Annotated in this window: 26 protein-coding genes; 10 read left to right on the top strand and 16 right to left on the bottom strand. The window is 72.1% G+C overall.

Going from position 1 to position 24,533, the window contains the following annotated elements:
• The first annotated feature begins 14 nt into the window (after positions 1-14).
• Positions 15-575, top strand: a complete 561-nt coding sequence (locus AWQ70_RS21770; RefSeq protein WP_067178996.1) for a D-glycero-alpha-D-manno-heptose-1,7-bisphosphate 7-phosphatase — start codon at positions 15-17, stop codon at positions 573-575.
• Positions 572-1,501 (top strand): glycosyltransferase, encoded by a 930-nt coding sequence (locus AWQ70_RS21765; RefSeq protein ID WP_067178994.1) that lies wholly within the window; start codon positions 572-574, stop codon positions 1,499-1,501. Before AWQ70_RS21770 ends, AWQ70_RS21765 begins: the two co-directional genes overlap by 4 nt.
• A gap of 42 nt (positions 1,502-1,543) precedes the next feature.
• Here the strand turns inward: AWQ70_RS21765 and egtD are convergent, their stop codons facing one another.
• From egtD to AWQ70_RS21740, 5 genes are all read right to left on the bottom strand, one after another.
• A complete protein-coding gene (gene egtD / locus AWQ70_RS21760) occupies positions 1,544-2,473 on the bottom strand; it encodes an L-histidine N(alpha)-methyltransferase (protein WP_067178992.1) in 930 nt (309 codons plus the stop codon).
• Positions 2,474-2,524: 51 nt separating this feature from the next.
• The gene (gene egtC, locus AWQ70_RS21755; protein ID WP_067178990.1) at positions 2,525-3,241 is read right to left on the bottom strand and encodes an ergothioneine biosynthesis protein EgtC; all 717 of its coding nucleotides are present in this window, start codon (positions 3,239-3,241) and stop codon (positions 2,525-2,527) included.
• A gap of 7 nt (positions 3,242-3,248) precedes the next feature.
• The gene (gene egtB, locus AWQ70_RS21750; RefSeq protein WP_067178988.1) at positions 3,249-4,559 is read right to left on the bottom strand and encodes an ergothioneine biosynthesis protein EgtB; all 1,311 of its coding nucleotides are present in this window, start codon (positions 4,557-4,559) and stop codon (positions 3,249-3,251) included.
• 95 nt (positions 4,560-4,654) lie between these two features.
• Entirely contained in the window at positions 4,655-5,839 is a 1,185-nt protein-coding gene (locus AWQ70_RS21745; RefSeq protein ID WP_067178986.1) for a glutamate-cysteine ligase family protein, read from the bottom strand.
• A 90-nt stretch (positions 5,840-5,929) separates the two neighbouring features.
• Positions 5,930-6,601 (bottom strand): hypothetical protein, encoded by a 672-nt coding sequence (locus AWQ70_RS21740; RefSeq protein ID WP_067178985.1) that lies wholly within the window; start codon positions 6,599-6,601, stop codon positions 5,930-5,932.
• A gap of 95 nt (positions 6,602-6,696) precedes the next feature.
• Here AWQ70_RS21740 and AWQ70_RS21735 point away from each other — a divergent pair, with 95 nt between their 5' ends.
• The 5 genes from AWQ70_RS21735 (at position 6,697) to AWQ70_RS39110 (ending at position 10,564) form a co-directional block, all read left to right on the top strand.
• Positions 6,697-7,857: a sensor histidine kinase gene (locus AWQ70_RS21735; protein ID WP_067178983.1), complete on the top strand. Its 1,161-nt coding sequence runs from the start codon at positions 6,697-6,699 to the stop codon at positions 7,855-7,857.
• Positions 7,854-8,525, top strand: coding sequence for a response regulator (locus tag AWQ70_RS21730; protein ID WP_281197085.1), 672 nt, complete (start codon positions 7,854-7,856; stop codon positions 8,523-8,525). Before AWQ70_RS21735 ends, AWQ70_RS21730 begins: the two co-directional genes overlap by 4 nt.
• Position 8,526: 1 nt before the next feature.
• Positions 8,527-9,492: a 2,3,4,5-tetrahydropyridine-2,6-dicarboxylate N-succinyltransferase gene (gene dapD / locus AWQ70_RS21725; protein ID WP_067178981.1), complete on the top strand. Its 966-nt coding sequence runs from the start codon at positions 8,527-8,529 to the stop codon at positions 9,490-9,492.
• Positions 9,493-9,623: 131 nt separating this feature from the next.
• Complete coding sequence (locus AWQ70_RS21720) at positions 9,624-10,313, top strand: class I SAM-dependent methyltransferase (RefSeq protein ID WP_084517568.1); 690 nt, start codon at positions 9,624-9,626, stop codon at positions 10,311-10,313.
• An 86-nt stretch (positions 10,314-10,399) separates the two neighbouring features.
• The gene (locus AWQ70_RS39110) at positions 10,400-10,564 is read left to right on the top strand and encodes a hypothetical protein (protein WP_157530226.1); all 165 of its coding nucleotides are present in this window, start codon (positions 10,400-10,402) and stop codon (positions 10,562-10,564) included.
• A 119-nt stretch (positions 10,565-10,683) separates the two neighbouring features.
• Here AWQ70_RS39110 and AWQ70_RS21715 read toward each other — a convergent pair whose 3' ends face one another.
• The 6 genes from AWQ70_RS21715 to AWQ70_RS21690 all read right to left on the bottom strand — a co-directional run bounded on the left by AWQ70_RS21715 (position 10,684) and on the right by AWQ70_RS21690 (position 15,716).
• Positions 10,684-10,956, bottom strand: a complete 273-nt coding sequence (locus tag AWQ70_RS21715) for a ribbon-helix-helix protein, CopG family (protein WP_084517566.1) — start codon at positions 10,954-10,956, stop codon at positions 10,684-10,686.
• Positions 10,957-10,967: 11 nt separating this feature from the next.
• Positions 10,968-11,168 carry a hypothetical protein gene (locus tag AWQ70_RS21710; RefSeq protein WP_218004612.1) on the bottom strand — a complete coding sequence of 67 codons (201 nt, stop codon included), beginning with the start codon at positions 11,166-11,168 and terminating at the stop codon, positions 10,968-10,970.
• A gap of 180 nt (positions 11,169-11,348) precedes the next feature.
• Entirely contained in the window at positions 11,349-13,187 is a 1,839-nt protein-coding gene (locus tag AWQ70_RS21705; protein WP_067178978.1) for a glycoside hydrolase family 6 protein, read from the bottom strand.
• 245 nt (positions 13,188-13,432) lie between these two features.
• Positions 13,433-13,810 (bottom strand): hypothetical protein, encoded by a 378-nt coding sequence (locus AWQ70_RS21700; protein WP_157530225.1) that lies wholly within the window; start codon positions 13,808-13,810, stop codon positions 13,433-13,435.
• A gap of 38 nt (positions 13,811-13,848) precedes the next feature.
• Positions 13,849-14,484 (bottom strand): response regulator, encoded by a 636-nt coding sequence (locus AWQ70_RS21695; protein WP_067178974.1) that lies wholly within the window; start codon positions 14,482-14,484, stop codon positions 13,849-13,851.
• Positions 14,481-15,716, bottom strand: coding sequence for a sensor histidine kinase (locus AWQ70_RS21690; protein ID WP_067179125.1), 1,236 nt, complete (start codon positions 15,714-15,716; stop codon positions 14,481-14,483). Before AWQ70_RS21690 ends, AWQ70_RS21695 begins: the two co-directional genes overlap by 4 nt.
• 201 nt (positions 15,717-15,917) lie before the next feature.
• Between AWQ70_RS21690 and AWQ70_RS21685 the strand changes: the two genes are divergently transcribed.
• Positions 15,918-16,895 carry a malate dehydrogenase gene (locus tag AWQ70_RS21685; protein ID WP_067179123.1) on the top strand — a complete coding sequence of 326 codons (978 nt, stop codon included), beginning with the start codon at positions 15,918-15,920 and terminating at the stop codon, positions 16,893-16,895.
• Between the two features lie 380 nt (positions 16,896-17,275).
• Here the strand turns inward: AWQ70_RS21685 and AWQ70_RS21680 are convergent, their stop codons facing one another.
• The 3 genes from AWQ70_RS21680 to AWQ70_RS21670 form a co-directional block, all read right to left on the bottom strand.
• Entirely contained in the window at positions 17,276-17,947 is a 672-nt protein-coding gene (locus AWQ70_RS21680; RefSeq protein WP_169808715.1) for a DUF998 domain-containing protein, read from the bottom strand.
• Between the two features lie 122 nt (positions 17,948-18,069).
• Entirely contained in the window at positions 18,070-19,044 is a 975-nt protein-coding gene (locus AWQ70_RS21675) for a phosphotransferase enzyme family protein (protein ID WP_245647084.1), read from the bottom strand.
• Positions 19,041-20,471 carry a helix-turn-helix domain-containing protein gene (locus AWQ70_RS21670; RefSeq protein ID WP_067178968.1) on the bottom strand — a complete coding sequence of 477 codons (1,431 nt, stop codon included), beginning with the start codon at positions 20,469-20,471 and terminating at the stop codon, positions 19,041-19,043. The genes AWQ70_RS21675 and AWQ70_RS21670 overlap by 4 nt, the downstream gene beginning before the upstream one ends.
• 245 nt (positions 20,472-20,716) lie before the next feature.
• Between AWQ70_RS21670 and AWQ70_RS21665 the strand changes: the two genes are divergently transcribed.
• Both AWQ70_RS21665 and cysS read left to right on the top strand, forming a co-directional pair.
• Entirely contained in the window at positions 20,717-21,001 is a 285-nt protein-coding gene (locus AWQ70_RS21665; RefSeq protein WP_067178966.1) for a hypothetical protein, read from the top strand.
• 114 nt (positions 21,002-21,115) lie between these two features.
• Positions 21,116-22,462 carry a cysteine--tRNA ligase gene (gene cysS / locus AWQ70_RS21660; RefSeq protein WP_067178964.1) on the top strand — a complete coding sequence of 449 codons (1,347 nt, stop codon included), beginning with the start codon at positions 21,116-21,118 and terminating at the stop codon, positions 22,460-22,462.
• A gap of 119 nt (positions 22,463-22,581) precedes the next feature.
• Here the strand turns inward: cysS and AWQ70_RS21655 are convergent, their stop codons facing one another.
• Entirely contained in the window at positions 22,582-23,250 is a 669-nt protein-coding gene (locus tag AWQ70_RS21655) for a response regulator (RefSeq protein ID WP_067178962.1), read from the bottom strand.
• Positions 23,247-24,428 carry a sensor histidine kinase gene (locus AWQ70_RS21650; protein WP_067178960.1) on the bottom strand — a complete coding sequence of 394 codons (1,182 nt, stop codon included), beginning with the start codon at positions 24,426-24,428 and terminating at the stop codon, positions 23,247-23,249. Before AWQ70_RS21650 ends, AWQ70_RS21655 begins: the two co-directional genes overlap by 4 nt.
• Positions 24,429-24,533: the final 105 nt, after the last annotated feature.

Raw genomic sequence — 24,533 nt, 5'->3', positions numbered from 1 at the left:
GGTAGAGGCCGGACATGCGCCGACCCGCCGCCGTGCTCTTCGATCGTGACGGAACACTGATCCACGACGTCCCGTACAACGCCGATCCCGATCGTGTGACCCCGTTCGCCGGGGCGGGGGCCGCGCTCGACCGGCTGCGCCGCGCGGGGGTGCCGATCGGCGTGGTGAGCAACCAGTCGGGGGTGGCGCGGGGGCTGATCAGCCCCTCCGCGCTGGACGCGGTGAACGCCCGGGTCGAGGAGCTCCTCGGCCCGTTCCATGTCTGGGCGGTCTGCCCCCACGACGAGACCGACCGGTGCGCCTGCCGCAAGCCGGCCCCCGGCCTCGTGCTGCGGGCCGCCGAGATCCTCGGGGTCAGCCCGCGCGACTGCGTGGTGGTCGGGGACATCGGGCGGGACGTGGAGGCGGCGCGGGCGGCGGGGGCGCGCGGCATCCTCGTGCCCACGCCCCGGACGCTCCCCGTGGAGGTGGCGGCGGCCCGGGAGGTCGCCACCGACCTCGGCGCGGCGGTGGACCTGGCACTGTCGCGGCCCCGGCGCCTCCGACGCTTCCTGGAGAAGGGACGACCGTTGTGAAGATCCTGCTCTGGCATGTGCACGGCTCGTGGACGACCTCCTTCGTGCAGGGCCGGCACGAGTACGTGGTGCCGCTGGTTCCGGACCGCGGCCCCGACGGCCGGGGCCGGGCCGCGACCTATCCCTGGCCCGAGTCCGTACGGGAGGTCCCCTGGGACCGGCTGGCCTCCGAGGACGTGGACGTCGTGGTGTTCCAGCGCCCGCACGAGATCGAGCTGGCCCGCGACTGGCTGGGCCGCGAGGCGCCCGCCGTCTACGTCGAGCACAACACACCGGCCGGCGACGTGCCGAGGACCCGCCACCACCTCGCGGACCGGGACGACATCCCCCTCGTCCACGTCACGAACTTCAACGACCTGTTCTGGGACTCCGGCCGCGCCCCGACCCGGGTGATCGAGCACGGCGTGGTCGACCCCGGCTACCGCTACACCGGCGAGCTGCCCCGCGCCGGCGTGGTGGTCAACGAGCCGGTACGGCGCACCCGCGTGGCGGGCACCGACCTGCTGCCCGCGTTCGACGTGCCCCTCGACGTCTTCGGCATGCGGGTGACCGGCCTGCCGTACGGCACCTTCGAGGACCTGCCGCAGGACACGATGCACGACGAGCTGGCGCGGCGGCGGGTCTACCTGCACCCCTACCGGTGGACCTCGCTCGGCCTCTCCCTCATCGAGGCCATGATGCTCGGCCTGCCGGTCGTGGCTCTGGCCACGACCGAGGCCGTGGAGGCCGTGCCCCCGGAGGCCGGAGTGATCTCCACGCGCCTGGAGACGCTGACCTCGGCCGTGTCGGCGTTCACGGCCGACCCGGAGCGGGCCCGCCAGGCCGGGAAGGCGGCCAGGGCCGCGGCCCTGGCACGCTACGGCCTTCCCCGGTTCCTCGCCGACTGGGACCGCCTCCTCGCCGACCGGCTCGACGGAGCCGTCTGATCCGGCGGCGTGCGATCCGGTTCGGGGGCTTCGCCTCCCGGTTCAGCGGGCCACGCTGAGCGCGAGGGCGAAGTCCCCGTCCGGGTCGGAGTACCAGCGGTCCAGGTCGAACCCCGCCCGCGCCAGCTCCGCCACCAGGCCCTCCCTGCGGAACTTGGCGCTGATCTCGGTCCGCATCTCCTCCCCGCGGACGAAATGGACGCAGAGGTCGAGGTCGCGGATGCGCACCCGCATCGGGCGGGTCGCGCGCAGCCGCATCTCCACCCATTCGTGCTCCTCGTCGTACCGGGCCACGTGCGCGAAGTCGTCCGGGACGAAGTCGGCGCCCAGCTCGCGGTTGATGACGTGCAGGACGTTGCGGTTGAAGGCGGCCGTCACCCCCCGCTCGTCGTCGTACGCGCGGATCAGCCGGTCCCGGTCCTTCACCAGGTCGGCGCCGAGCAGGAAGGCGTCGCCGGGTTTGCGGGTGGAGCGCAGCTCCTTCAGGAAGACCTCGCGCGCCTCGGGGTCGAGGTTGCCGATGGTGCCGCCCAGGAAGGCGACCATGCCCGGCGGCAGCAGCGACAGGTGCCGCTCGAAGTCCGCGCACACCGGCCGTACGGCGAGGCCGGGGAAGCGCGACGACAACCGCCGCGCGCTCGCCCGGAGCGTGACGGCGTCCACGTCCACCGGCATGTAGACGCGCATGCCGGGAAGCAGCAGCCGGGTCTTCTCGCTGGTGCCGGAGCCCAGCTCGATCAGGGTGTCGGAGCCGCTCCTGCGCACGATGTCGGCGGCGTGGGACCGGAGGATGGCCAGCTCGCGCCGGGTCGGGTAGTACTCCTCCAGCCGGGTGATCTCGGAGAACAGCTCGCTGCCCGCCGCGTCGTAGAACCACTTGGGCGGCAGCCACTTCGGTTCTGAGGTGAGACCGGCCCGGACGTCGCGTTCCAGTGCCTGGCGCAGATAACCGCCGTCGAGATGGTTGATCACTTCCGCTCCTCGGATTAGGTGTCGGACGTGCTCGCCAGATGCCTGACGGGTTCAGATACGGGTCACGCTCACGCCGTCGGGGGAGGCGACGACCAGGGTCCGGTCGTCCACGGCACGCCAGCCCGGCCTGCCGTCCAGGGGCTCGCTCGCCAGGAGCACGCCCTCGTGGATGTGGCTGAAGAGGGTGTCGCCCCACGCGGTGGCGACGATCTCGGATCCGCCGCAGACGAGCAGGTTGAGCCGGGCCTCCGGGTCCGCCCGCGCCGTCTCGGTGACCACCCGCGCCACCGCCTCGGCCACCGGGGTCCCGGCGCGCAGCCGGGCGAACACGGCGGCCGCGAGCCACGCGGAGTCGCACGGGCTCCCGGGCGCGGGGCCCGGGCCGGCGGGCAGGGAGAGGAGCGCGTCGCGCTCCACCCTGCCGTTGTGGCTGAGCAGCCACCGGCCGTCGGTGAAGGGCGCGGTCGCGCTCTCCTCGATCGGCATGCCGACGGTCGCCGACCGCACCGCGGCCAGCAGGCAGCCCGACCGCGCCACCTCGGCGAGTCCGGGCAGGTTCGCGTCGGCCCAGATGGGGACCGACCGGCGGTAGCGGACCGGCTCGGCCCGCCCGTCGGCGTACCAGCCCATGCCGAACCCGTCGGCGTTCACGGTCCCGTACCGCTGCAGCCGGGGCGCGTACGCCTGGTGGAGCAGGCCGTGCTCCGGATCACCGATCAGCGACGACAGCGGGCGGGGCGGCCCCAGCCAGGCCGCGTGCCGGCACACCGGGCCCTCACCCGGCCCCGCGGGCGCACCGGAACCCGGCGAAGATCTGCCGCCGGATCGGATAGTCCCAGTTCCGGAAGGTCGTGCGGACCGCCGTCGGGTGGGTGGCCCACGACCCGCCGCGCAGCACGCGGTACGTCTCGCCGAAGAACACCTCGCTGTACTCCGGGTACGGGAAGCTGCGGAACCCCGGATAGGGCTGGAACCACGACCCGGTCCACTCCCACACGTCCCCGACGAGCTGCTCCACGCCGTACGGGCTCGCCCCGGCGGGGTAGGCGCCCACGGGGGCGGGCCGCGCCGCCCGGTGGCCGAGGTTGGCCAGGTCCGGCGTGGGGTCGGCGTCGCCCCACGGGTACCTCCGGCCGCCGCACGCCTTCTCCCACTCCGCCTCGGTCGGCAGCCGCCTGCCGGCCCAGCGGGCGTAGGCGTCGGCCTCGTACCAGGAGACGTGCTGCACCGGCTCGCCGGATGGCACCGGCTCCATCCGGCCGAAGCGTCGGCGCCACCACCCGCCGCCCGTGTCCCCGGCGACGTCCCGGGTCCAGAAGAGCGGGGCGCCGATCCCCTTCCGCCGGACCCACTCCCAGCCCTCCGGCCGCCACCAGCGCGGATCGTCGTACCCGCCGTCCGCGATGAAGGCGACGTAGTCGCCGTTGCTCACCGGCCGGCGGTCGATCCAGTAGCCCGGCAGGTCCACCGGATGGGCGGGCCGCTCGTTGTCGTACGCCCAGGGCAGGGTGTCCGTCCCCATGACGAAGGGTCCGGGAGGGACGAACACCTCGTCGGGACCGCCGCGGGCGCCGGGCGGCAGCTCGCCGTCCCGGATCAGCCCCGGCTCCCCGGAGAGCTGCACCGTGGCGAGCATGGTCTCGTCGTGCTGGTGCTCGTGCTGCACGACCAGCCCGAACACGAAGCCCCCCGCGCGCAGCGGGTGCGGGTCGTCCAGGTCGACGGAGTCGAGCACGTCCAGCACCCGGCCCCGGACGCCCGAGATGTACCGCCGCGCCTCCGCCGGCCCCAGGAGGGGCAACGAGGGCCGGTCCCTGCGCGGATGCTTGAACGCGTCGTAGATGTCGTCGATCTCGGGCCGCAGCGGCGTGATCCCGCCGGCCTCGCGCAGCACCCACAGCTCCTCGTAGTTGCCGACGTGCGCCAGGTCCCACACGAGCGGGGACATCAGCGGCGAGTGCTGGCGCACCAGCAGGTCGTCCTCCATGTCCGTGTACGCGAGCGACCGGTCGCGCGCGGCGGCCAGCTCCGCGGCGATCAGCTCCTTCTCCGGGGGCGCGGGCGGCGGGGCGTGCGGTTCTCTCATCCGATCTCCTTCGGGTGCCTGGGGAGGAAGCACGGCACGGCGTCGCGGGTCAGTCGCGGGTGATGGGGTGCGGATGCCTCGTGGCCTCCCGGCGGTCAGACGCACATCTCCAGGTCGAGCGCCGGGGAGCGGCCGGGCTCGATGTACCGTGCGGCGAAGCGGCCGACCCGGTCGACCAGCCAGCGCTCGGCTCCGAGCCGGGGCAGCGCCTCGGCGGCCGCGCGGAAGCAGACCTCGGCCGCCTTCCGCATCCGCGGTTCGGCCAGGCCGAACCGGGCGGCCCGGGCCCACGCCCCGCGCACCGGCCGTGCCGCGTCGAGCGCGGTGTCCGCCGCCCGGTCGTCCGTGACGAGCGCGTGCAGCACGGCGACGCAGACCGTCCAGTCGTCCGGTCCCTGGGCGTCGAGGTAGCGGGTCTCCATCCAGCCGCGCGGCCGGACCGGGGGGAACAGCGTCGTCGCGTGGTAGGCGAGGTCGTCGGGGGTCGGCGGCCGCCCCGCCACGCGGGCGAAGTCCCGGTACGGCGAGCCGTCCAGGACGACGCGGCACGGGACCGCGCCGTCGCCGGCTCCAAGCTCCGGGCGGGCCCGCCCGTCCCCGTCCTCGCCCGCTCCGTCCGGGGGGTCGCGGACCAGCATCAGCCGGGCGTCGAGGAGGTACTCGGCCCACTCCTCGGCGGGGTCGCCCCCCATCGCCACGGGGGCCGTCCTGGTGCGGTCGAGGTGGTACCAGACGGCCTGGCGGCCGGACATCCAGCCGTCCCTCGGCGAGTTGGCGAAGGCCGCCACGAGCACCGGGCCGAGCAGGTGCGCCCGGTTCCAGCGGGCGTGGGGGTCGCTCCCGAAGTCGAGGTTGACCTGCACCGAGGCCGTCGAGCACATCATCAGCGGCCCGTACGGCCCGCCGAGGAACTCGGCCATGGCGTCGTACCTCGGGAGGCGGAGCTGCCGCCTGGGCGGCCGGATCAGGTCGAGGGCGCGGCCGCCGAGCACCAGGCCGGCCCCGGAGAGCGCGAGCCGTACGGCCTCGAGGTCCGAGACGAGCCCCGCCACGGCCGCCGGCAGCGGGAGCGGGGGCGTGGCCAGTTCGAGCTGGCCGCCGGGCTCGAACGTGACCCGGCTGCCGCCGGGCAGCGGCGGAAGGGCGTCGGCGACCCGCGCGATGGGCACCTGGCGCGACGGCCTCTCCGCGTCGAAGACCAGGAACTCCAGCTCTATGCCGACCCGGTCCGTTTCGGTGCGCTGGAAGCACCGGCGTGCGAAAGCGTGAACATCGGTCATCGCCCCTCCAGCCACGGGACCAATGTCATCCCCGCTTTGACTGGCTTGTAACGCCTGTAGTTAAAAGTGGGCTTTGACGTGCATTGGGATTCACGCGGCGGAGGAGGACCACTCCCGGTCGTCCATGCGGAGGATCGCGACGCCGACCGCTCCGAAGGCCAGGAGCAGGATGACGGGGCCGGCGAGCCCGAGCACCAGGTTCCAGGCGCTCGCCCCGAAGAGCCAGACGAGCATCCCGACGAGCACGCCGGCGGGGAACCACCAGCCCGCACGCCCCGACCGGGCGTAGGCGACCGCGACCAGGATCAGCCCGAGGAACGAGCCGATCATGCCGGGCATCTGCCAGGCGATGGTCATCGCGGGCTGCGCGGCGGCCTGCATGATCTCCTCGGCCTGGGCGACGGGGAGCCGCTGGAACATGACGATGTCGAAGAAGTCGGAGATCATCAGCGAGGAGAAGTTGATCAGGCCGAGCACGGTGACCGCGCCGGCCACGTTGGCGAGCACGACGCCCTTGCGCCGTACGAGGTGGACCAACCCGATGACGCCGGGCACCCACATGATCCAGGCGTAGTGCAGGAGGGTGGCGCTGACGCCGGTGGCCGCCGGGTTGTTGGCGTACGCGAGGACGTCGTCGGTCCCGGACTCCGTCGGGTCGACGGCCATGCCGAGGAGCAGGCAGAGCGGGGCGAGGATGAGGCTGACTCCCGCCGCGGTGCGGCGGAACGTGTCCGCACTGGTGAAGAACCTTTTAACCATCATGCGGTGAACCGTAGAAATCAGGACCCGTCCGGTCGTCAACACACTCTTTGAACCCCTGATCCCCCGCAAGGATGATTTATCGATATAAAGCCGTCATGCGTTCCCCGATCGACTGGCTCGTAGCGGTCGTCGTCGGCCTGTTCGCGGTGGCCGAGGAACTCAGCGGCAGGTCCTCCCTCCCCGGTGGACGGCCCTCGATCTGGTGGGTCCTGGCCGGCGTCGCCGCGGCCGCCCTCGTGCTCCACCGGCGCCGCGCCCCGTTCACCGTCATGTGCGTCTACACCGCCGGCAACGTCGCCGCCTTCGCCCTGGTACGCGAGATGGCCGCGGCCTGGCAGTTCTACACCCAGCTCGTGCTGCTGTTCACCCTCCTGGCCGAGGTGCGGCCGGCGAGCTGGAAGGCCGCGGCCGGCCTCGCCGCCACCGGCGCGTTCATCGCCTCGATGGTGACCGCCTCGCCCACGACGACCTGGGGCGACGTCGCCGTGGCGCTGGTCATGGCCGCGCTCGCCGGAGGGGCCGGGATCGCCGTGCGCCGCCACCGGACGCTCGCCCTCCAGGCCCAGGAGCGGGGCGAGCTGCTCGCCCAGGCCGCCGTGGCGGAGGAACGCGCGCGGATCGCCCGCGAGCTGCACGACATCGTCGCGCACAGCGTCAGCGTCATGACCATGCAGGCCGGCGGCGTACGGCTCATGCTCCGCGAGGGGCAGGAACGCGAGCGCGAGGTACTCACGACGATCGAGGAGACCGGCCGTGAGGCCGTCGAGGAGCTGCGGCTGATGCTCGGCCTGCTGCGCGGGCCGGGCGCCGACGACCTCGCGCCGCAGGCCGGCCTCGACCGCGTCGGCGACCTCGTCGACCAGTCCAGGGCGGCGGGCCTGGACGTCACCGTCGAGGTCGTCGGCGACCCGGTCCCCCTCCCCCCCGGACTCGGCCTGTCCGCCTACCGGATCCTCCAGGAGGCGCTGACGAACACGCTCAAGCACGCGGGCCCCACCCGGGCCGCGGTGACCATCGCGTACGCGCCGGGCGAGCTGCGCCTGGAGGTCACCGACGAGGGGCCGCGCGACGGCCGCCCGGCCGCGGCGGCCGGGGGCGGCGGCCACGGCCTGATCGGCATGCGGGAACGGGTCGCGCTCTTCCGCGGCAGGCTCACCGCCGGACCGCTCCCCACCCCGCCCACGGCCACAGCGGCACGGACCGGCGGCCACTCGGGCTCGTCCGGCTACGGCGTGCGGGCGGTGATCCCGCTGTGAGCGAGACGATCGGCATCCTCATCGCCGACGACCAGGCGATGATCCGCGCCGGGCTCCGGCTGGTGATCGGCACCCAGCCCGACCTCGCGGTGGCCGGCGAGGCCGCGGACGGGCACACCGCCGTCGAGCTGGCCCGGCGCCTCCGCCCGGACGTGATCCTGCTCGACATCGCGATGCCCGGACTGGACGGCCTCGCCGCCGCCCGCCTGATCCTCGCCGAGCCCGCCCCGCCCAGCGTGATCATGCTGACCACGTACGACACCGACGAGAACCTCGACCGCGCGCTGCGGGCGGGGGTGCGCGGGTTCCTGCTCAAGGTGTCGCCCCCCGAGCAGCTGTTCGCGGCCATCCGCACCGCCGCCAGGGGCGACGCGCTACTCGACCCCGCCGTCACCCGGCGCGTCATCGAAGGCTACGGGCGGCTGCCCGAGGAGACCGCCGGCCCCGGGACGGACCTCACGCCGCGTGAGCACGAGGTGCTCGTCCTCATCGCCCGGGGGCTCTCCAACGCCGAGATCGCCGCCACACTGGTGATCTCCGAGGCCACGGTCAGCAGCCACATCAACCGGCTCCTCGCCAAGCTCGGCCTGCGCGACCGCGCCCAGGCCGTCCGGTACGCGTACGAGTCGGGCGCGGTCCGCCCAGGTGAAACCGGTAGCGTTGGGTGATATGACAGCTCTGGATCCCGGCACCATGGGTGCGCACGGCATTGGCGTTGCGACGATCGCCTCGGACGGCACCGTCCTCGACACCTGGTTCCCCGCCCCCACCCTGGGCGACCCCTCGTTCGTGGGGACGCGGCGGCTCGACGCCTCGCAGGCGGGCGAGCTGGCCCCGCTCCTGGGGCGAGACGACGTGCGCGACGTCGAGGTGGTCGCGGTCGAGACCGGCATCGGCAAGCTGTCCGAGGCGCCGGTCGACACGCATGACCTCTACCTGCGGCTGCACCTGCTGTCCGCCCGGCTGGTCCGCCCGCACGGGCTCAGCCTGGACGGCATCTTCGGGCTGCTCTCCAACGTCGTGTGGACCAGCCACGGGCCGTGCGCAGTCGAGGGCTTCGAGAGCGTGCGGACGCGGCTGCGCGCACGCGGCCCGGTGACCGTCTACGGCGTGGACAAGTTCCCGCGCATGGTGGACTACGTCCTTCCGTCCGGCGTCAGGATCGCCGACGCCGACCGCGTACGGCTCGGCGCGCACCTGGCCCCCGGCACCACCGTCATGCACGAGGGCTTCGTCAACTACAACGCCGGCACGCTCGGCGCCTCGATGGTGGAGGGGCGCATCTCCGCCGGGGTCGTCGTCGGCGACGGTTCGGACGTCGGCGGCGGCGCGTCCATCATGGGCACGCTCTCCGGCGGCGGCAAGGAGGTCATCTCCCTCGGGGAGCGCTGCCTGCTCGGCGCGAACTCCGGCATCGGCATCTCCCTCGGGGACGACTGCGTGGTCGAGGCCGGGCTGTACGTCACGGCCGGCACCAAGGTCACCCTCCCCGACGGCAGCACGGTCAAGGCCAAGGAGCTGTCCGGCCGGTCCAGCATGTTGCTGCGCCGCAACTCGACGACCGGCACCGTCGAGGTCGTTCCGCGCGCGGGCACCGGCATCGAGCTCAACGCCGCCCTGCACGCCAACGACTGAGCCGCGCTCCCGAACGACCCCGTGCCCCGGCACGACGCCGGGGCACGTCCACACGCCCCGCCGGCGCCGGAACGGCGCCGGCGGCCGAGGGACTCGCGCTGATCGGGGATCCGTCGTTCAGGATGGTGACCATGAGTTCCCGAAGGCTGAACCACGGAACCGGACCCGGGACGATCACCCCGGACGGCTGCGCCGTGGACTACTACGCGATGCTCACTCCGAACGGCGAGCCCGAGCTCGTCCACGCGGCGATCCCCGAGGGCGCCTCGATCCTCGAACTCGGCGCGGGTGTCGGCCGGATCACCCACCGCCTCCTGGCCCTCGGACACGAGGTGGTCGCCGTGGACGAGTCCCCCGAGATGCTCGCCCACATCGAGGGGGCGCGGACCGTCCGCTCCTCCATCCAGTCGTTGTCGCTTCCCCGGACGTTCGACGTCGTCCTGCTCATGTCCTTCGTGATCGAGACGGCCGACGACGAGCTGCGCCGGGCGTTCCTCCGTACGTGTCGGGAGCACGTGGCCGACACCGGGTGCGTGATCCTGCAGCGCAAGCCGCCCGAGTGGTACGACACGGTCGAGCCCTTCGAGCGGGTCGCCGGGGACGGCCACGTCGTGCGGATGACGGCGGTCGACCGGCCGGAACCCGACCTTGTCGACGCGACCATGGAATACACGGTCGGCGACCGGCGCTGGACCCACTCGTTCCTGAGCAGGCGCCTCGACGACGGTTTCCTCGCGGCCGAGCTCGACGCGGCGGGGCTGACGATGTCGGGGTTCCTGCAGGGAGACCGCGGGTGGGTCCGGGCGCTGCCCCGGCCCTGAGAGGACCCCCGGGCGGCCCCTGAGTTGTCCCTGAAGTTCCCTTTCAGCGGGCGAATTCCGAGCCGGTACGGCATAGCGTTCGGAGCATGGGACGCATTCTTCTGATCGCCGCGCTCGTCGTGGTCGGCCTCTTCCTCCTCGGCTCCATCATCGGCCTGGTCTTCAGCGCCCTGAAGTGGATCCTGATCATCGGTGCGATCGTGCTCGGCGTGATGCTCATCGTGAAGAACACCGGCTCACGCCGCCACTGAGCCCCGCCCCAGGGATTCTGCGGGCGGCCCGGGAACCCGGGCCGCCCGGCCCCGCCGCAGACGATCATCTGCCTCGCGTCCGGACGCGATCTCGACCCGATCCGTCGTGCCGCCGGATGTCACGCCACGTCCAGCCATGAGCGCAACGCCTGTCGGATGACCTCGCTGGCAGTGGTGTGATCCGCCTGGGCGCGATGGATGAGCGCGGCCTTCAGCTCAGGGTCGAGGCGGACAGGAACGACCTCCGCCGGAGCAGTCCCGAGTGGGCGTCGCCCCCCTCTACGGCGAAGTTCCGAGACGTCGTACCCCTCCTCCACCTCGGCCGCGAGCCGCTCGATGCGCTCCTCACTGATGGGAACGCCTTTGGATGTGAACTGCACCGGTTCCTCCACCTGTCCTCCCTTCACGGCAGCAGCCTCCGGTACTTGGCCCTCATCCGCATGGCATGGATGACCAACTCGGCCTCGTCCAGCAGCAACACCACCGTCTCCAGCAGGTTGCCCGCACGATCGGGACCCAGCCGAAGTTCCCGATCCGGCCCTTCGCCCCCGTCATCGGCGAGCGAGTAGGCGACCAGGAAGCGGCAGGAAGCGGGTCGCGGCATGAACCGCGTCATCGGCATCGACACCGTGCTTCAAAGCGGATTTGTGCACCTCCACGCTAGCAAACGTATTACGAAACAAGAAGTGGCGGGGGGTGAATGGGGCGGGCCCCACCGGAGAACCGGCGGGGCCCGCGGACGAGACGCGACTCAGGCGAGGCTCGGGTGAGCCTCGGTCGCGGCTCAGGAGAGGGGCGGGTAGGCGTTCCTGAGGAGCTCCTGGAACTGGGCGGAGAACCAGTGGCCCGAGACGGGGGCGTCGGCCAGGGCGCCGGTCGGGTTGTTGCCGTTGCGCTCGTTGCCGGTGTAGGTCGGGTCGCACATCCGGTCGAAGCCCTTGCCCTCGTCGTTCGGGATCGCCGAGCTGGAGCCGTCGGACTCACCCGGCGGCTTGATCCAGACGTAGGCGTCGAGACCCGGGGCCGGGTTGGCCCTCGGCCGCTCGCCGAGGCCGGCGCCGCTCTGGTTGCACCAGTTGCCCGCGTGGATGCGGCGGTCGATCCGGGACTCGTTGACGAAGGTGTTGACGTCGGTGGAGGTGCTCGCCTTGCTCGGACGCGCGGTGCCGCCCCAGCCGTTGCGCGAGGTGTCGATGAGCATTCCGAGGGTGGACGGGAAGCCCTTCGAGATCAGCAGGTTGCGGAACGCCTGGGCGTAGGACAGCTCGTCCACGTACTGGTTCCAGTCCACCCAGCGCGACTGGCGGACGGTGGTGCCGTTCACGGTCGTGCCGATGGTGAAGTACGGCTCGGTCAGCGCGGAGTAGTTCGCGGTGTTGGTGATGAAGCCGTCCACGCTGGCGAAGCCGGCGGTGGTGCCGCGCGCGGTCGAGGCGAACAGGTCGGCGGACGGGCCGAGGTTGGTGTCCCAGCCGAGCCAGCCGTGGTGGCCGGCGTCCACGTAGTTGTAGACGTTCGAGATCGCGTGCAGCTTGTTCAGGGCGTACTGCACGCCCTCGACGTACGCGCCGCTCGACTTGGCCTCGGCGCACTTGGCGACGTTGAGGTTGGTGATCAGGTTGGGCAGCGAGTCGATCTCGATGATCGACACGATGCGCAGGTCCTTGTACTTGGGATCGGCCATGATCGCGGCGATCGGGTCGATGTACTCGGCCTTGTACCTGGCCAGGCCGTTCTGGGCGATCAGCAGCTCACCGTTGGAGGCGAGCGCCGAGCAGTCGCGGTTCGGCAGGTTGTAGATGACGACCTGGATCGTCAGCGGCTTGCTGCCGTTGGCGGCGTCCTGCCGTACCGCCTCGTCGAGGTGGTCGCGCAGGCCCATGTGGTTGTCACCGGCCGAGCCCGAGGTGATCGCGGCGATCCGGTCGAGCCAGATGGCGGTCGAGGTCTTGTAGACCTTGGAGCCGCCGGGCTCGGAGGCGGCCTTCGCCGACCAGTCGGGGTTCACGTACCCGTCCGCCCCGTCGTACGGGTTGTCCACGTGGGTGCCGGGCTGCGGCGAGGTGCTGGGCGACGGCGACGCGGAGGGAGAGGGGGAGGCCGACGGCGACGCGGACGGGGACGCCGAGGGCGAGGCGGACGGCGACACGCTCGGGCTGGGCGACGAGGTGCCGTTGCAGGTCACGCCGTTGAGCGAGAACGACGCGGGGGTGGGGTTGCTCCCCGACCAGGTGCCGTTGAAGCCGATGCTGGTCGAAGCGCCGGAGGCCAGGCTCTTGTTCCAGTCCAGGTTCGTGGCCGTCACGTTCGACCCGCTCTGCGACCAGTTGGCGCTCCAGCCGGGCACGGTCACCTTCTGCCCGGAGTTCGGGAACGTGAAGGCGAGGGTCCAGCCGTCGACCGCGTCGCCCACGTTCTTGATCGTGACGCTGGCCGTGAAGCCGCCGTTGCCGGGGCTCGACGTCCATTCGTTGGTCGTGTACGTGACGCTGCACGCGACGGCGGCGCTCGCCGACGTGGCGGCGGCCACGGCCATCGTGGAGCCGAGCGCGAGCACGGACACGGCGACGAGGCCGCGCCGTACCAGGGAGCGCGCGGCTCCGGATCGGGGAGTGAATCTCATGCGGGGGTCCTCCTGGCGACATGATCACTGCGCTTGGGAGCGCTCCCACCGACCATAGGCACGGCCCTCCCGGCCGTACAGGGACCCGCCCGCGGGACACCGCCGGACCGCCGCGCCGGGGACACCCGCCATGCCCGCGAGCAGCGCGTCCGTCCCCCGCCCGGCCCGGGAACGGGCCCGCGGGAGCCTGAAAGTTTCAATCGGACGCCCGGTCGGCCCGGCGCGGACGGGACGTCACATGGGGGTCATCGTGCCCCGGGGCGCGGAGCCGCGGTGAGCAGCCACCTCCAGCGGGGCGCCTCGGTGACGAGCGCGGCCGCCACCAGCACGGTGACCGCCGCGCCCGCCGCCGGATGCCAGGCCGCCCACGCCGACACGAGCGCGGCCGCGAACTGCAGCAGCACGAGCGCGACGGTCGCCCACCCCGGCACCGGGACGACGACCTGGGCCTTGTCCCCGGGCGTCGAGAACACCGTGGGAAGACCGATCAGCACCACGACCGACAGGATCGCGAGCACCGGCGAGTGACTCCACAGGGCCCACGGCGTGGCCACCCAGGCGACCAGTTCGGTGGCGAAGCGGAGCGGAGGGCCGAGCCGAGGTTCCGGGGGACGTGCGTTCACCGGCCATATCCTGCCATTACGGCTGATATGGGGGTCCGTCAGGAGGGCCGGATCAGCCCGCGGCGGGTGGCGACCGCGACGGCCGCGGTGCGCGAGTCGACGCCGAGCTTGGTGTAGATGTGCACGAGGTGGGTCTTGACGGTCGTCTCGCTGAGGAACATCCGCTTGCTGATCTGCCGGTTGGACAGCCCCTCCGCCACGTGGCCGAGCACCTCCAGCTCTCGCGGGCTGAGCACGCCCGCCGGTTCCCGTACGCGGCCGAGCAGCCGGGACGCGACGCTCGGCGCGAGCGCGCTGGCGCCGGTCGCGGCGGACCTGATCGCCGCGTGGAGTTCCTCCGACGGCGCGTCCTTGAGCAGATAGCCGGTGGCGCCCGCCTCGATGGCGGCGAGGATGTCGGCGTCGGTGTCGAACGTGGTCAGCACCAGCACCCGGGGCGCGCCCTCCCCCGCGATGATCCGGCGAGTGGCCTCGCTGCCGTGGATGCCGGGGCCGAGCCGCAGGTCCATCAGCACGACGTCCGGCCGCAGCCGCGCCGCCTCGGCGACGCCGTCCTCGCCGTCGGCGGCCTCGCCCACCAGCTCGAAGTCCGGCTGGCCGAGCAGCATCGCGCGGATGCCCGAACGGACGACCGGGTGGTCGTCCACCAGCAGGATCCGGATCGGCCCGCTCATCGGCCCTCCTCCCGGCCCGGAAGCGGCAGCGTCACCGCCACGGCGGTGCCCTCTCCGGGAGTGGACTCCACGGTGAGGGTGCCGCCGAGCGCGGCGGCCCGGTCGCGCATGACGCGCAGGCCGTACCCGGTGCCGGGGCCGTCGACGGGGGTGCGCGCGGGATCGAACCCGCGGCCGTCGTCGAAGACGTCGAGCACGACCGCGCCGTCCAGGTAGGTGAGGGTGACCCCCGCGTTGCCGGCGCCCGAGTGGCGGCTGACGTTGCCCAGCGCGCCCTGGGCGACCCGCAGCAGGGTCAGGTCGTGGGCCGGGGGCAGCTCGACGGGGTCGCCGGACACCTCGAACCGGACCCGCGTCGCCGTACGCGCCGCGGCCGAGCCGCTGATCCGGCGCAGTGCGGCGACCAGGGAGGAGTGCTGCAGAGCGGGCGGCGCCAGCGCCCGGACGAAGTTGCGCGCCTCCTCCAGATTCTCCGCCGCCGCCCTTTCCGCCTCCAGCATCCGCTCCTCCGCCATCTCCGGCCGGGCGCCGAGGTCGCGGCGGGCGGCCCTGAGCAGCAGGACGATGCTGGACATCCCCTGGGCGAGCGTGTCGTGGATCTCGCGCGCCAGGCGCTCGCGCTCGGCCAGCCGGGCGGCGTCTCCCTCGGCGCGCACCAGCTTCTCGCGGGTGCGGACCAGGTCGTCGATGAGCAGCCGCCGCTGCTCGCTCTCGTGGTAGAGCGCCTTGTAGACCAGCGCCATGAGCGTCGCCACGGCGGCGCCGATCACGGGTCCGATGACCTGCGCCGGGGTGAGCCCGCCCGCGTGCCAGCTCGCCGCCGCGACCGCCGCCGCCGTCAGCGCGACGACCCCGGGCACCGCCGCGGGCAGGCTCAGCAGGTGCAGGTACGCGAAGAACAGCGGGAAGGCCAGCCAGACGAAGCTCGGGGCGGCCAGGGCGAGCGCCACCCACCCCAGGGTGACCGCCAGCAGCCAGACCCGGCCGAGGACCAGATGCGTCCGCCCCCCGAAGTCGGGCAGCCGCGACTCCACGAACACCCCCACGCCGTAGAACGCGCCCAGCAGGAGCCCGCCGGCCACCACCGCCGTACGGGCCTCACCGGCGACGCCTCCGGCGGCCACGGCCGTACGGGCCTGCTGGAGGATCGCGAAGGTGAGCAGCACGGCGAAGGTGCCGTGGATGGCCCATCTGAGCAGCCGCAACGCCGGGGGGAACGGAAAGTCAATCATGACGCACTCAGCGTAGGTCACCCCGCGACTCGTCCCGTATCGTCCGAAAGGTGTATTTCGCCGTGCCATCAGGCGGGGCGGGAACGGCACACGGAACGGGATTCCGGCGAGAACGGCGACGAACGTGGACCTGCTCGCGGCCCCCGCCAGGGCGGGCGAGTAGCATCCGGGAGGTCAAACCTAACGCGAATGGGGATCGTCATGACCGTCAAAGTGACCGTCACCGGCGCGGCCGGCCAGATCGGTTACGCGCTGCTCTTCCGCATCGCCTCGGGCCAGCTCCTGGGCGCGGACACCCCGGTGAAGCTGAGCCTGCTGGAGATCACTCCGGCGCTGAAGGCCGCCGAGGGCACCGCGATGGAGCTGGACGACTGCGCGTTCCCGCTGCTGCGCGGCATCGAGATCTCCGATGACCCCAACAAGGCCTTCGACGGCGCCAACGTGGCGCTGCTGGTGGGCGCCCGCCCCCGGACCGCGGGCATGGAGCGCGGCGACCTCCTCCAGGCCAACGGCGGCATCTTCGGCCCGCAGGGCCGCGCCATCAACGACCACGCCGCGGACGACATCCGGGTGCTCGTCGTGGGCAACCCGGCCAACACCAACGCGCTCATCGCGCGCTCGGCCGCGCCCGACGTCCCGGCCGACCGCTTCACCGCGATGACCCGCCTGGACCACAACCGCGCGCTCTCGCAGCTCGGCGCGAAGCTGAACGTCCCGATCACCGAGATCCGGAAGATGACGATCTGGGGCAACCACTCGGCCACCCAGTACCCGGACCTCTACCACGCGGAGGTCGCCGGCAAGGTGGCGGCCGAGCAGGTCGAGGAGGCGTGGCTGCGCGACACGTTCATCCCGACCGTGGCCAAGCGCGGCGCCGCGATCATCGAGGCCCGGGGCGCGTCCTCGGCCGCCTCCGCCGCCAACGCCGCGATCGACCACGTCCACGACTGGGTCAACGGCACCCCCGAGGGTGACTGGACCTCGGCCGCGGTCTACTCCGACGGCTCGTACGGCGTGCCCGAGGGGCTCGTCTCCTCCTTCCCGGTCGTCTCGAAGGACGGCAAGTGGGAGATCGTCCAGGGCCTGGAGATCGACGCGTTCTCGCGCGAGCGCATCGACGCCTCGGTCCGCGAGCTGGTGGAAGAGCGCGACGCCGTCAAGGAGCTCGGTCTCATCTAGGTCGTGTTTCGCGGATCTTCTTGGCCTACTGCGGTCGCCCAGATGGCCCCTCGCGGCGTTGTCGTCGTCGGCCGTAGGCTCCGCTACGGCCTCCTCCTCCGCCTTGCGAGGCATCCATCTGGCCGATCCTCGCTACAGCAAAGATCCACGAAACACTCCCTAGGCCCTCCCGGCGAGCTTCGCCGGACACCGGGCCCTTCCGCACGGGATCGACCCCCGCCGCCGTGTCACCACGCGCGGCGGGGGTCGTCCCGTCCGGCCGCCGAACCCGGCGCCTCAGAACCTCCGCACGTCGAACCTGACGCCTCAGGATCCTCGCCTGTCAGCTCGGCCCCTCAGACCTCGGCGTGTCAGGACCCCCGCTCGTCAGACCTGGAGCGTCAGACCCCCGCCAGCGCGCGGTCCGGGCCCGGCTCCGCTCCGGCGAGGGCGCCCGCGCGGCGGCCGCCGCCGTCGGGGACGACCGGCGACGCCGACGGCGCCGAGGCGCCCGACGCGCCCGCCAGGAACGCCATCGCGAGCAGGGCGCCCACCTGGGCGACGACCGTCATGCGCTGGGTGAGGCCCCCGGGCACGATGTGGGGATCCAGCCCCACCATCCCCATGCCGTACGGCACCAGCACGAGCAGGAGCGACCCGATCGCGATCAGGCTGAGGACGCGGACCGCCCGCGAGCCCGTGCGCCGGGCGACGAGCAGCCCCGCCAGCGGCATGCAGACGAACGCCACGAACGCGGCGTAACGGTGGATCTCACCGGACATCGACAGGGACAACCCCGGCCGGTCGGTGGGGAACCCCGCGACCAGCAGCATGCATCCGGCCCATCCGCCGACCAGCATCGCGCCCCTCCGCTCCAGGCGCGCGAGCCGCAGGGCGTGTACGGCGGCCCCGGTCGCGAGCAGCGACAGCGACGCGGGCAGCAGCCAACCGTGCGGGGTGAAGACGTAGTCGCTGATCATGTCCCGGAGAGGGTTGAGCTCCGAAATCAGGTGCAGAAGCACCATTCCCGCCGCACCGGCGCCGATCGCCGCATATCCCAACACGATGCCCATGACCATGACTTTGGCGGGAAGATCGACTCGGTCCCATCGGAGATCGGCCGGACACTCCCCCGACCTTTCCCCGAGGATCCCTTAGGGATCTCGGGGGCGATCCTCCGGGTTCGGGGCGGGCGTCAGGTGGTGGCCGCCATGTACCAGCGGGCGTGGCCGTCGCCCCGGGTGAGCGAGTCGAGCCTGCGCGGCAGCTCCTGCCTGGAGAAGGGGTCGCCGGAGGCGTTGAGGATGTGCACGCCGACGGCGTACATGTCCCTGACCTCCATCAGGGTGCTGTATCCGGGCCAGCTCCGCAGATCCGACCCGTACGCGTGGGCGAAGGCGTCCACATCGGCGGCGGTCAGGCCGAACCGGCGCTGCCCGTGGTACGTGTGCACCAGGTCCCACTCGCGCGGCCCCACCGCGACGCCGTCCCAGTCGCACAGGACGACGTGGCCGTCCTGGCAGCGCAGCAGGTTGTCGATCCACGCGTCGCCGTGCAGCAGCACCGGCGGCCCGGTCTCCAGGGCCTGCCAGCCGCCGGTGAGGTGCTCGATCCGGTCGGTCAGCCAGGCGCGCTGGGCCGGGGTCAGCACCTCGGCCCGGTGCTCGACCGCGTGCCGCACCTCGGCCAGCGGGTCGGTGAGGGGGCGCAGCGCCATCGGCGGCACCGGCTCTCGGTGCAGATTGCGCAGAACCCGGCCCAGCTCGCGCGTCGTCGGCCGCCCCCGCGACCTGACATAGCGCCAGAAGGTGACCGCCCGGCCCGCGTGCACGATCGGCTGGCCCGGGATCTCATCCACCGGCCGGACCGTCGGGAACCCCCGGTCGGCCAGCCAGCGGGCGACGGCGAGCACCACGGGGAGGCGGGTCAGCGCGTCCGGGGCGGTGGCGATCCGCACGACCATGTCCCCGCGCAGCTTGAACACCGCGTTGCTGCGCAGCCGCATGAGCCGCGCCCCCTCGGCGTCCACGCCGATCCGCAGGCACACGTCCCGCAGAACGGCGAACGCCTCCTCGGCGAGGCTCTGCGCGCCGCCCGGCGCCGGGCACCGCGACGCCTCGGGTGAAAGGCCGTCTGTCATGTCGGGTGACAGGTCCGGGGACAGGCTCATAGGGCGAGCCGCGCCGACGACTCGGCCAGCACCCGGTTCAGGCGGCGTACGGCCGGTCTGCGCGGGTCGGCGTCGGCGAGCAGCGCCCTCGCCCGGGTGACCACGATGGAGGTGCGGTGCTCGGCCGGGACCTGGCTCAGCGCCTCGGCGGCGATCCGGCACGCCTCCTCCTGATCGCCGTTCCTCGCCAGGTGGGACGCCTGGTCCAGCAGGATCAGCGCGGGGTCGATCGTCTGGAAGCCGGGCGGGAACGCGTCGATCGCCTCGATCGGCTGCGCGTCGCCCAGCTCGATCAGCGTGCCGGTGCGGTAGAACACCATGCGCTTCTCGGTGAATACGAAGGCCAGGTCGTCCTGTCTCAGCCCCCTCATCCTGGCGAAGATCTGCTCGGCCTCGGCGAGGGCGATCCTGGCGGCCTTCCCGTTGCCCATACGGGCCAGGGCGCGCGCCTCGGCCGCCGCCGCGAGCGCCGCCGGGGAGCTCGGGGCCGACCCGGCCAGCATCCGCGCCTCGCGCGCCAGCCGCACGGTCTCGTTGAGGTCCCCGTAGTAATAGAGCAGCATCGTCTGCTGCGCCCGGACCAGAGCCCGCAGCCGCAGGTCGCCGACGTCGTCGGACGCCGCGCGCGCCGTGCCGTACCAGGCGTGGGCCTGCCGCGTGTCGCCCAGCTTCATCAGCGCGTCGGCCGAGAGCAGCGCGAGCATCGTCGTCGCGGTCAGCAGGCGGCGCTGGGCCGAGGCCGGCTGCCGTGTCACGGTCAGCCTGCGCACGTCGGCGATCTCCAGCATGACCCGGCAGAGCATCGGCATCGGCGGGGTCGTCATGTACTCCCTGCGGTGGCGCAGCACCTGCTCGTCAAGCCGGTCGAGCTGGTCCTCGGTGACGGTGCCGGTGGCCAGCGCGCGGTCGAGGTCGTGCCTGGTGCCCTCGACCTCGGCGAAGAACCGGCCGTCGGGCCTGCCCATCAGCATCGCGTGGTGGAAGAGCGCCCGCCGCCCGGTGTCGTCGGCCGTCTCGTCGGTCCGCACCGCCTCGTCCGGCCCGCCCTGCGCCATGACGACGACCTTCGTGCCGCCGGCGTCCTCGCAGTAGTCCGCCGCCAGGCCGAGCCGTACGGCGTTGGCCCGGTACAGGCGGGCCAGCAGGTCGATGGTCTGCGGGCGCGGCCTGGCCCGGTTGTTCTCCCAGGCGTTCAGCAGGTCGATGCTCGCCCTCGGCAGGCCCAGCGCGTGCTGCTCGCAGAGGCGCTCCAGCTCCTCGATCGCCTGCCTGGCCGACCACCCCCGCGCCAGCCGGTGCGCCTTGAGCATGCTCACGCCGCAACATCCGTGGATCGCCTGCACCGTCTGCCACAGCGTCCACCGCCGGGCCTCGGCCTGCTCGCGCCAGCGACGAGCGCACGCGGGGGAATGCTCTCCTCGGGCCATGGAACCGCCCTTCGCTGCGTGGAGGGTGCCGCCTGGTCACCGGATAATTTCCCTCAGGTTAACCGGGGGGCACACAACCCCCCGTACCGTTATGGGTTCGTGCCCCGGGACCCGTTGGTGTTCCACGGAATGCCGGCCGGTTCCCCGGTTCTTGCGCGGTTTCGCGGATCGGGGCGGATTGCCGCCCGATCCCTGGGCAGTCACTCTTTCCGGAGAAAGGTCCCGACGTCCCCGGAGAGACCCCCATGAAGGCAGAACGCAGCGAGGCGGTGGACCACCTTCAGCGGCTGGCCGCCCAGCTCGAAGCGCACTCCTACCAGGTGCGGCTGACCGCGTCGGCCGGGCTCTATCCACGACTGCGCGTGGTCAACCCCATGGAGCCCACCATGTCCGAGGACGTGCTGGCCTCGGACGCCAACGACGGCGAGTGGTGGTACTGGCTGTCGTGGGCGGGGCGCATCGGGCACGCCTCCGACGTCGTCACCGCCGCCGAACGCATCGCGAGCGTACTGCAGGTGATCCGCCGATAACGCGGCGCTATTCCCCCCTTCGCCCGGCCGCACAATCCGCATTTCAGGATGTGCGGAGCGCGGATTTTGCCGTGCTGTCGACAGCGGGTGGATCAGACGCTTACCCTGGGGTAGGTGGGTCTTCGCCTTTACGATACACGCGGCCGCGCGGTCCGCGATTTCACCTCGCGAATTCCGGGAATGGCATCCATTTATCTCTGCGGTCCCACCGTGGTCGTGCCGCCGCACATCGGCCAGATCAGGTCGCAGGTTAATTTCGACGTCCTGCACCGCTGGCTGCGGCACAGCGGATATCGGGTGCTCTTCTGCCGGAACGTGACCGACATCGAGGACAAGATAATCGGCAGATCCCTTTCCGAGGGGATCCAGTGGTGGCGCGTCGCCGATCCCGTGTACCGGTCTTTCGACCGCGCCTATGCCGCGCTCGGCTGCCTTCCGCCCAGCGTGGAGCCCCGGGCGACCGGTCACATCCCCGAGATGATCGAGCTCGTGGAGCAGCTCCTCGCGGCCGGCCACGCGTACGAGTCCGACGGGAGCGTCTATTTCGACGTCGCATCCTTCCCCGACTACGGCGCGCTTTCCCGCCGGCGTGCGGACAACATACGGACGACGGAGGAGAACGAGCGGGGAAAGCGCGATCCGCGCGATTTCGCGTTGTGGAAGCGGGCGAAGCCGGGCGAGCCGGTCTGGCACGCGCCGTGGGGCGACGGCCGCCCCGGCTGGCATCTGGAATGCTCCGCAATGGCGCGGAAATATCTCGGTCACGAATTCGACATCCACGGCGGCGGCGCCAACCTGGTTTTCCCGCACCATGAGAACGAGTTGGCCCAGTCACGCGCGGCGGGAGATTCGTTCGCGCGTTTCTGGGTGCACAACGGGCCGGTCACCCACCGGGGTGAGAAGATAAGAAAACGCGCGCGCAATCCGCTCGCCGTGCACACGCTCCTCGACCGGGTACGCCCGATGGAACTCCGCTATTACCTCTGCGCCGCCCACTACCGGTCGCCGATGGAATTCTCACCCGAGGCGGTGGATGAGGCGGCGACCGCCTACCGCCGGATGGAGAGGTTCGTGCTCCGGGTCGGCGCGGGGGTCGCCGCGGAGCTCCCGGCCCAGTTCAGCGACGCGATGGACGCCGACCTCAACCTCCCCCGGGCGCTGTCGGTCGTGCACGCGACGGTCGCCGAGGGCCACGCGGCGCTCAATTCCGGCGAGCAGGAAACCGCCGCGCGGAAATGCCGTTCGGTGCGCGCGATGCTGAATGTCCTCGGGCTCGACCCGCTCGCCGACGACCGGCCGCGGGAAACGCGCCTGCAGGAGGTGGCCAGGGCCGTACTGCGGATCGCGCGGAATCTCGCCGCCTCCGAAGGCGACCGGGAAAGATCATTGATCATGCATCGGCAGATCGACAGCGCGCTCAACAATCACCGCGAATCCGACTTACAAGTCCTAACAAAATGATCTCCGCCCACGTCCCAGGGGCTGCTGATCATTGATCCGCTCATGAGGAAGGGGGAACGGCCACCGTGGATCGTGCCGGTAGCCCACCATCGACGGGAAGTGCGGCACCGTGGTGTTCGCTACTCCGCCGGGCCACCGGGGGTGACGAGTCCGGACTCGTAGCTGAGGACGACGAGTTGGGCGCGGTCACGGGCCCCGAGTTTGGCCAGGAGTCTGCTGACGTAGGTGCGGGCGGTGGCGGGGCTGATGTGCAGTCTCGCGCCGATCTCGTCGTTCGACTCGCCTCGGCCGATCCTGGCCAGCACGTCGCGCTCTCTTTCGGTGAGCGCGTCCAGCAGCTCGGGGCGTACCCGCGTGCCGAGGCGGGCACCGAGGTGCCCCATGACCTTGGTGGTGATCGCCGGCGAAAGCAGCGACCCGCCCGCGGCGACGACGCGGATCGCCGCGCGCAGGTCGCCGGGGGCCACGTCCTTGAGCAGATACCCCGCCGCTCCCGCGCGGACGGCGGCCAGCACGTTCTCGTCCTCGTCGAAGGTCGTCAGCACGACGACACGCACGCCGCCGAGGCCGGGATCCGCCGCGATCCGCTCGGTGGCGGCGATGCCGTCGAGGCGAGGCATACGGATGTCCATGAGCACGACATCCGGGCGGTGCCGACGGATGACATCGAGACCCGCCTGCCCGTCCGCGGCTTCGGCGACGACCTCGATGTCGCCGTCGTACTCGGCCAGCGACCGCAGTCCCGTGCGTACGAGCTCCTGGTCGTCGACCAGCACGATGCGGATCACGATGCCAGTCTCGCGGGGATCGTGGCCTCGATGGTGAACCCGGCACCCGGTGCGCCGCGGGTGGAGAGGGAGCCGCCGAGCAGACGCACGCGCTCGGTCATGCCGGCGATGCCGTACCCACCCGTTCGGCTGCCTCCGGTCGTACCACGGCCGTCGTCGGCAACGGTGATGCGCAGCAGGCCGGCCTCCACGACGGCGCTCACCCGCGCCGTCGTCGCGTGAGCATGCCGGAGGACGTTGGTGAGCGACTCCTGGACGACCCGGTAGGCGGCGGCGTCAACGGCAGCGGGCAGGTCGTCGACGGCGACGTCGATGTCGGCGGTGACGTCGACTCCCGCGGCCTTCGCCTCATCGATGATCGCCTGCACGTCGGCGAGCGAGCGGACGCGGCGTGTCCCGTCGTCGTCGGCACCGGCCCGCAGGAGGCGAAGCATCGACCGGAGCTCCCGCAACGAGGCGGTGCTCTGCTCCCGCACTCGGTCGAGAGCGGCCACGACGGCCCCGTCGTCCCGGCCGACGGCCTCGCTGCCGACACTCGCGTGCAGTGCGATGACCGAGAGCGCGTGCCCCAGCGTGTCGTGCAACTCGCGGGAGATGCTCTCCCGCTCACTCTGCACCCGCAGTTCCGCCTCCCGTGCCGACTGCTCCCGGGTGAGCCGGTCGATCTGCTTCTGCTGCGCGGCGCGCAGGCGGCGTGCCCGGATGCCGTAGCCGAGGGCGATCGCCACCGCCATGAGCGCGACGTTGGACACCGAGTCGGTCCCGAGCACGTACCCGACGGGTTGCGGGTCGTCGCGGATCCGGAAGTACAGCGACACGACGAACACGACCGCCGCCGCTCCGGCCGCCCATCGGGTCTCCCCGAGTTCGGCGGCCGAGTACAGTGCCGCCACGACCGGAAGAGCGACGCCGATCGGCGGATATCCCAGCGTGTAGTACGCGAACGTCCCCAGCACACTGAGCACGACCACCGGGACCGGCATCTGACGTCGCAGGAGAAGGACCGCACCGAACCCCAGGGCGAACACGTAGGCCATCACGTTCGCGGACGCGTCGCCGCCGGCCCGGGACACGGCGATGATCGCCGACAGCACGACCGCGACCACCGCGGCAAGCAGCACGTCAAGGACCCGGGGCGCGACCCGCCCCGCACCGTCGTCTCCGTGCCACCCCGTCACACGTCCAGGGTAGGAGCCGGGCCCGAATCCGGGCATGCGCCGCCAGGGCCATCCCGATGTCGCTTTCTGACGTACTCGTGCCACGTCGAGAAGCGATCCGGGCCG

Source organism: Microtetraspora niveoalba, assembly GCF_001570405.1.
Lineage (GTDB): Bacteria > Actinomycetota > Actinomycetes > Streptosporangiales > Streptosporangiaceae > Microtetraspora > Microtetraspora niveoalba.
Note: the sequence above shows the minus strand (reverse complement) of the source record. Positions and strands in the feature narration are given on the sequence as shown.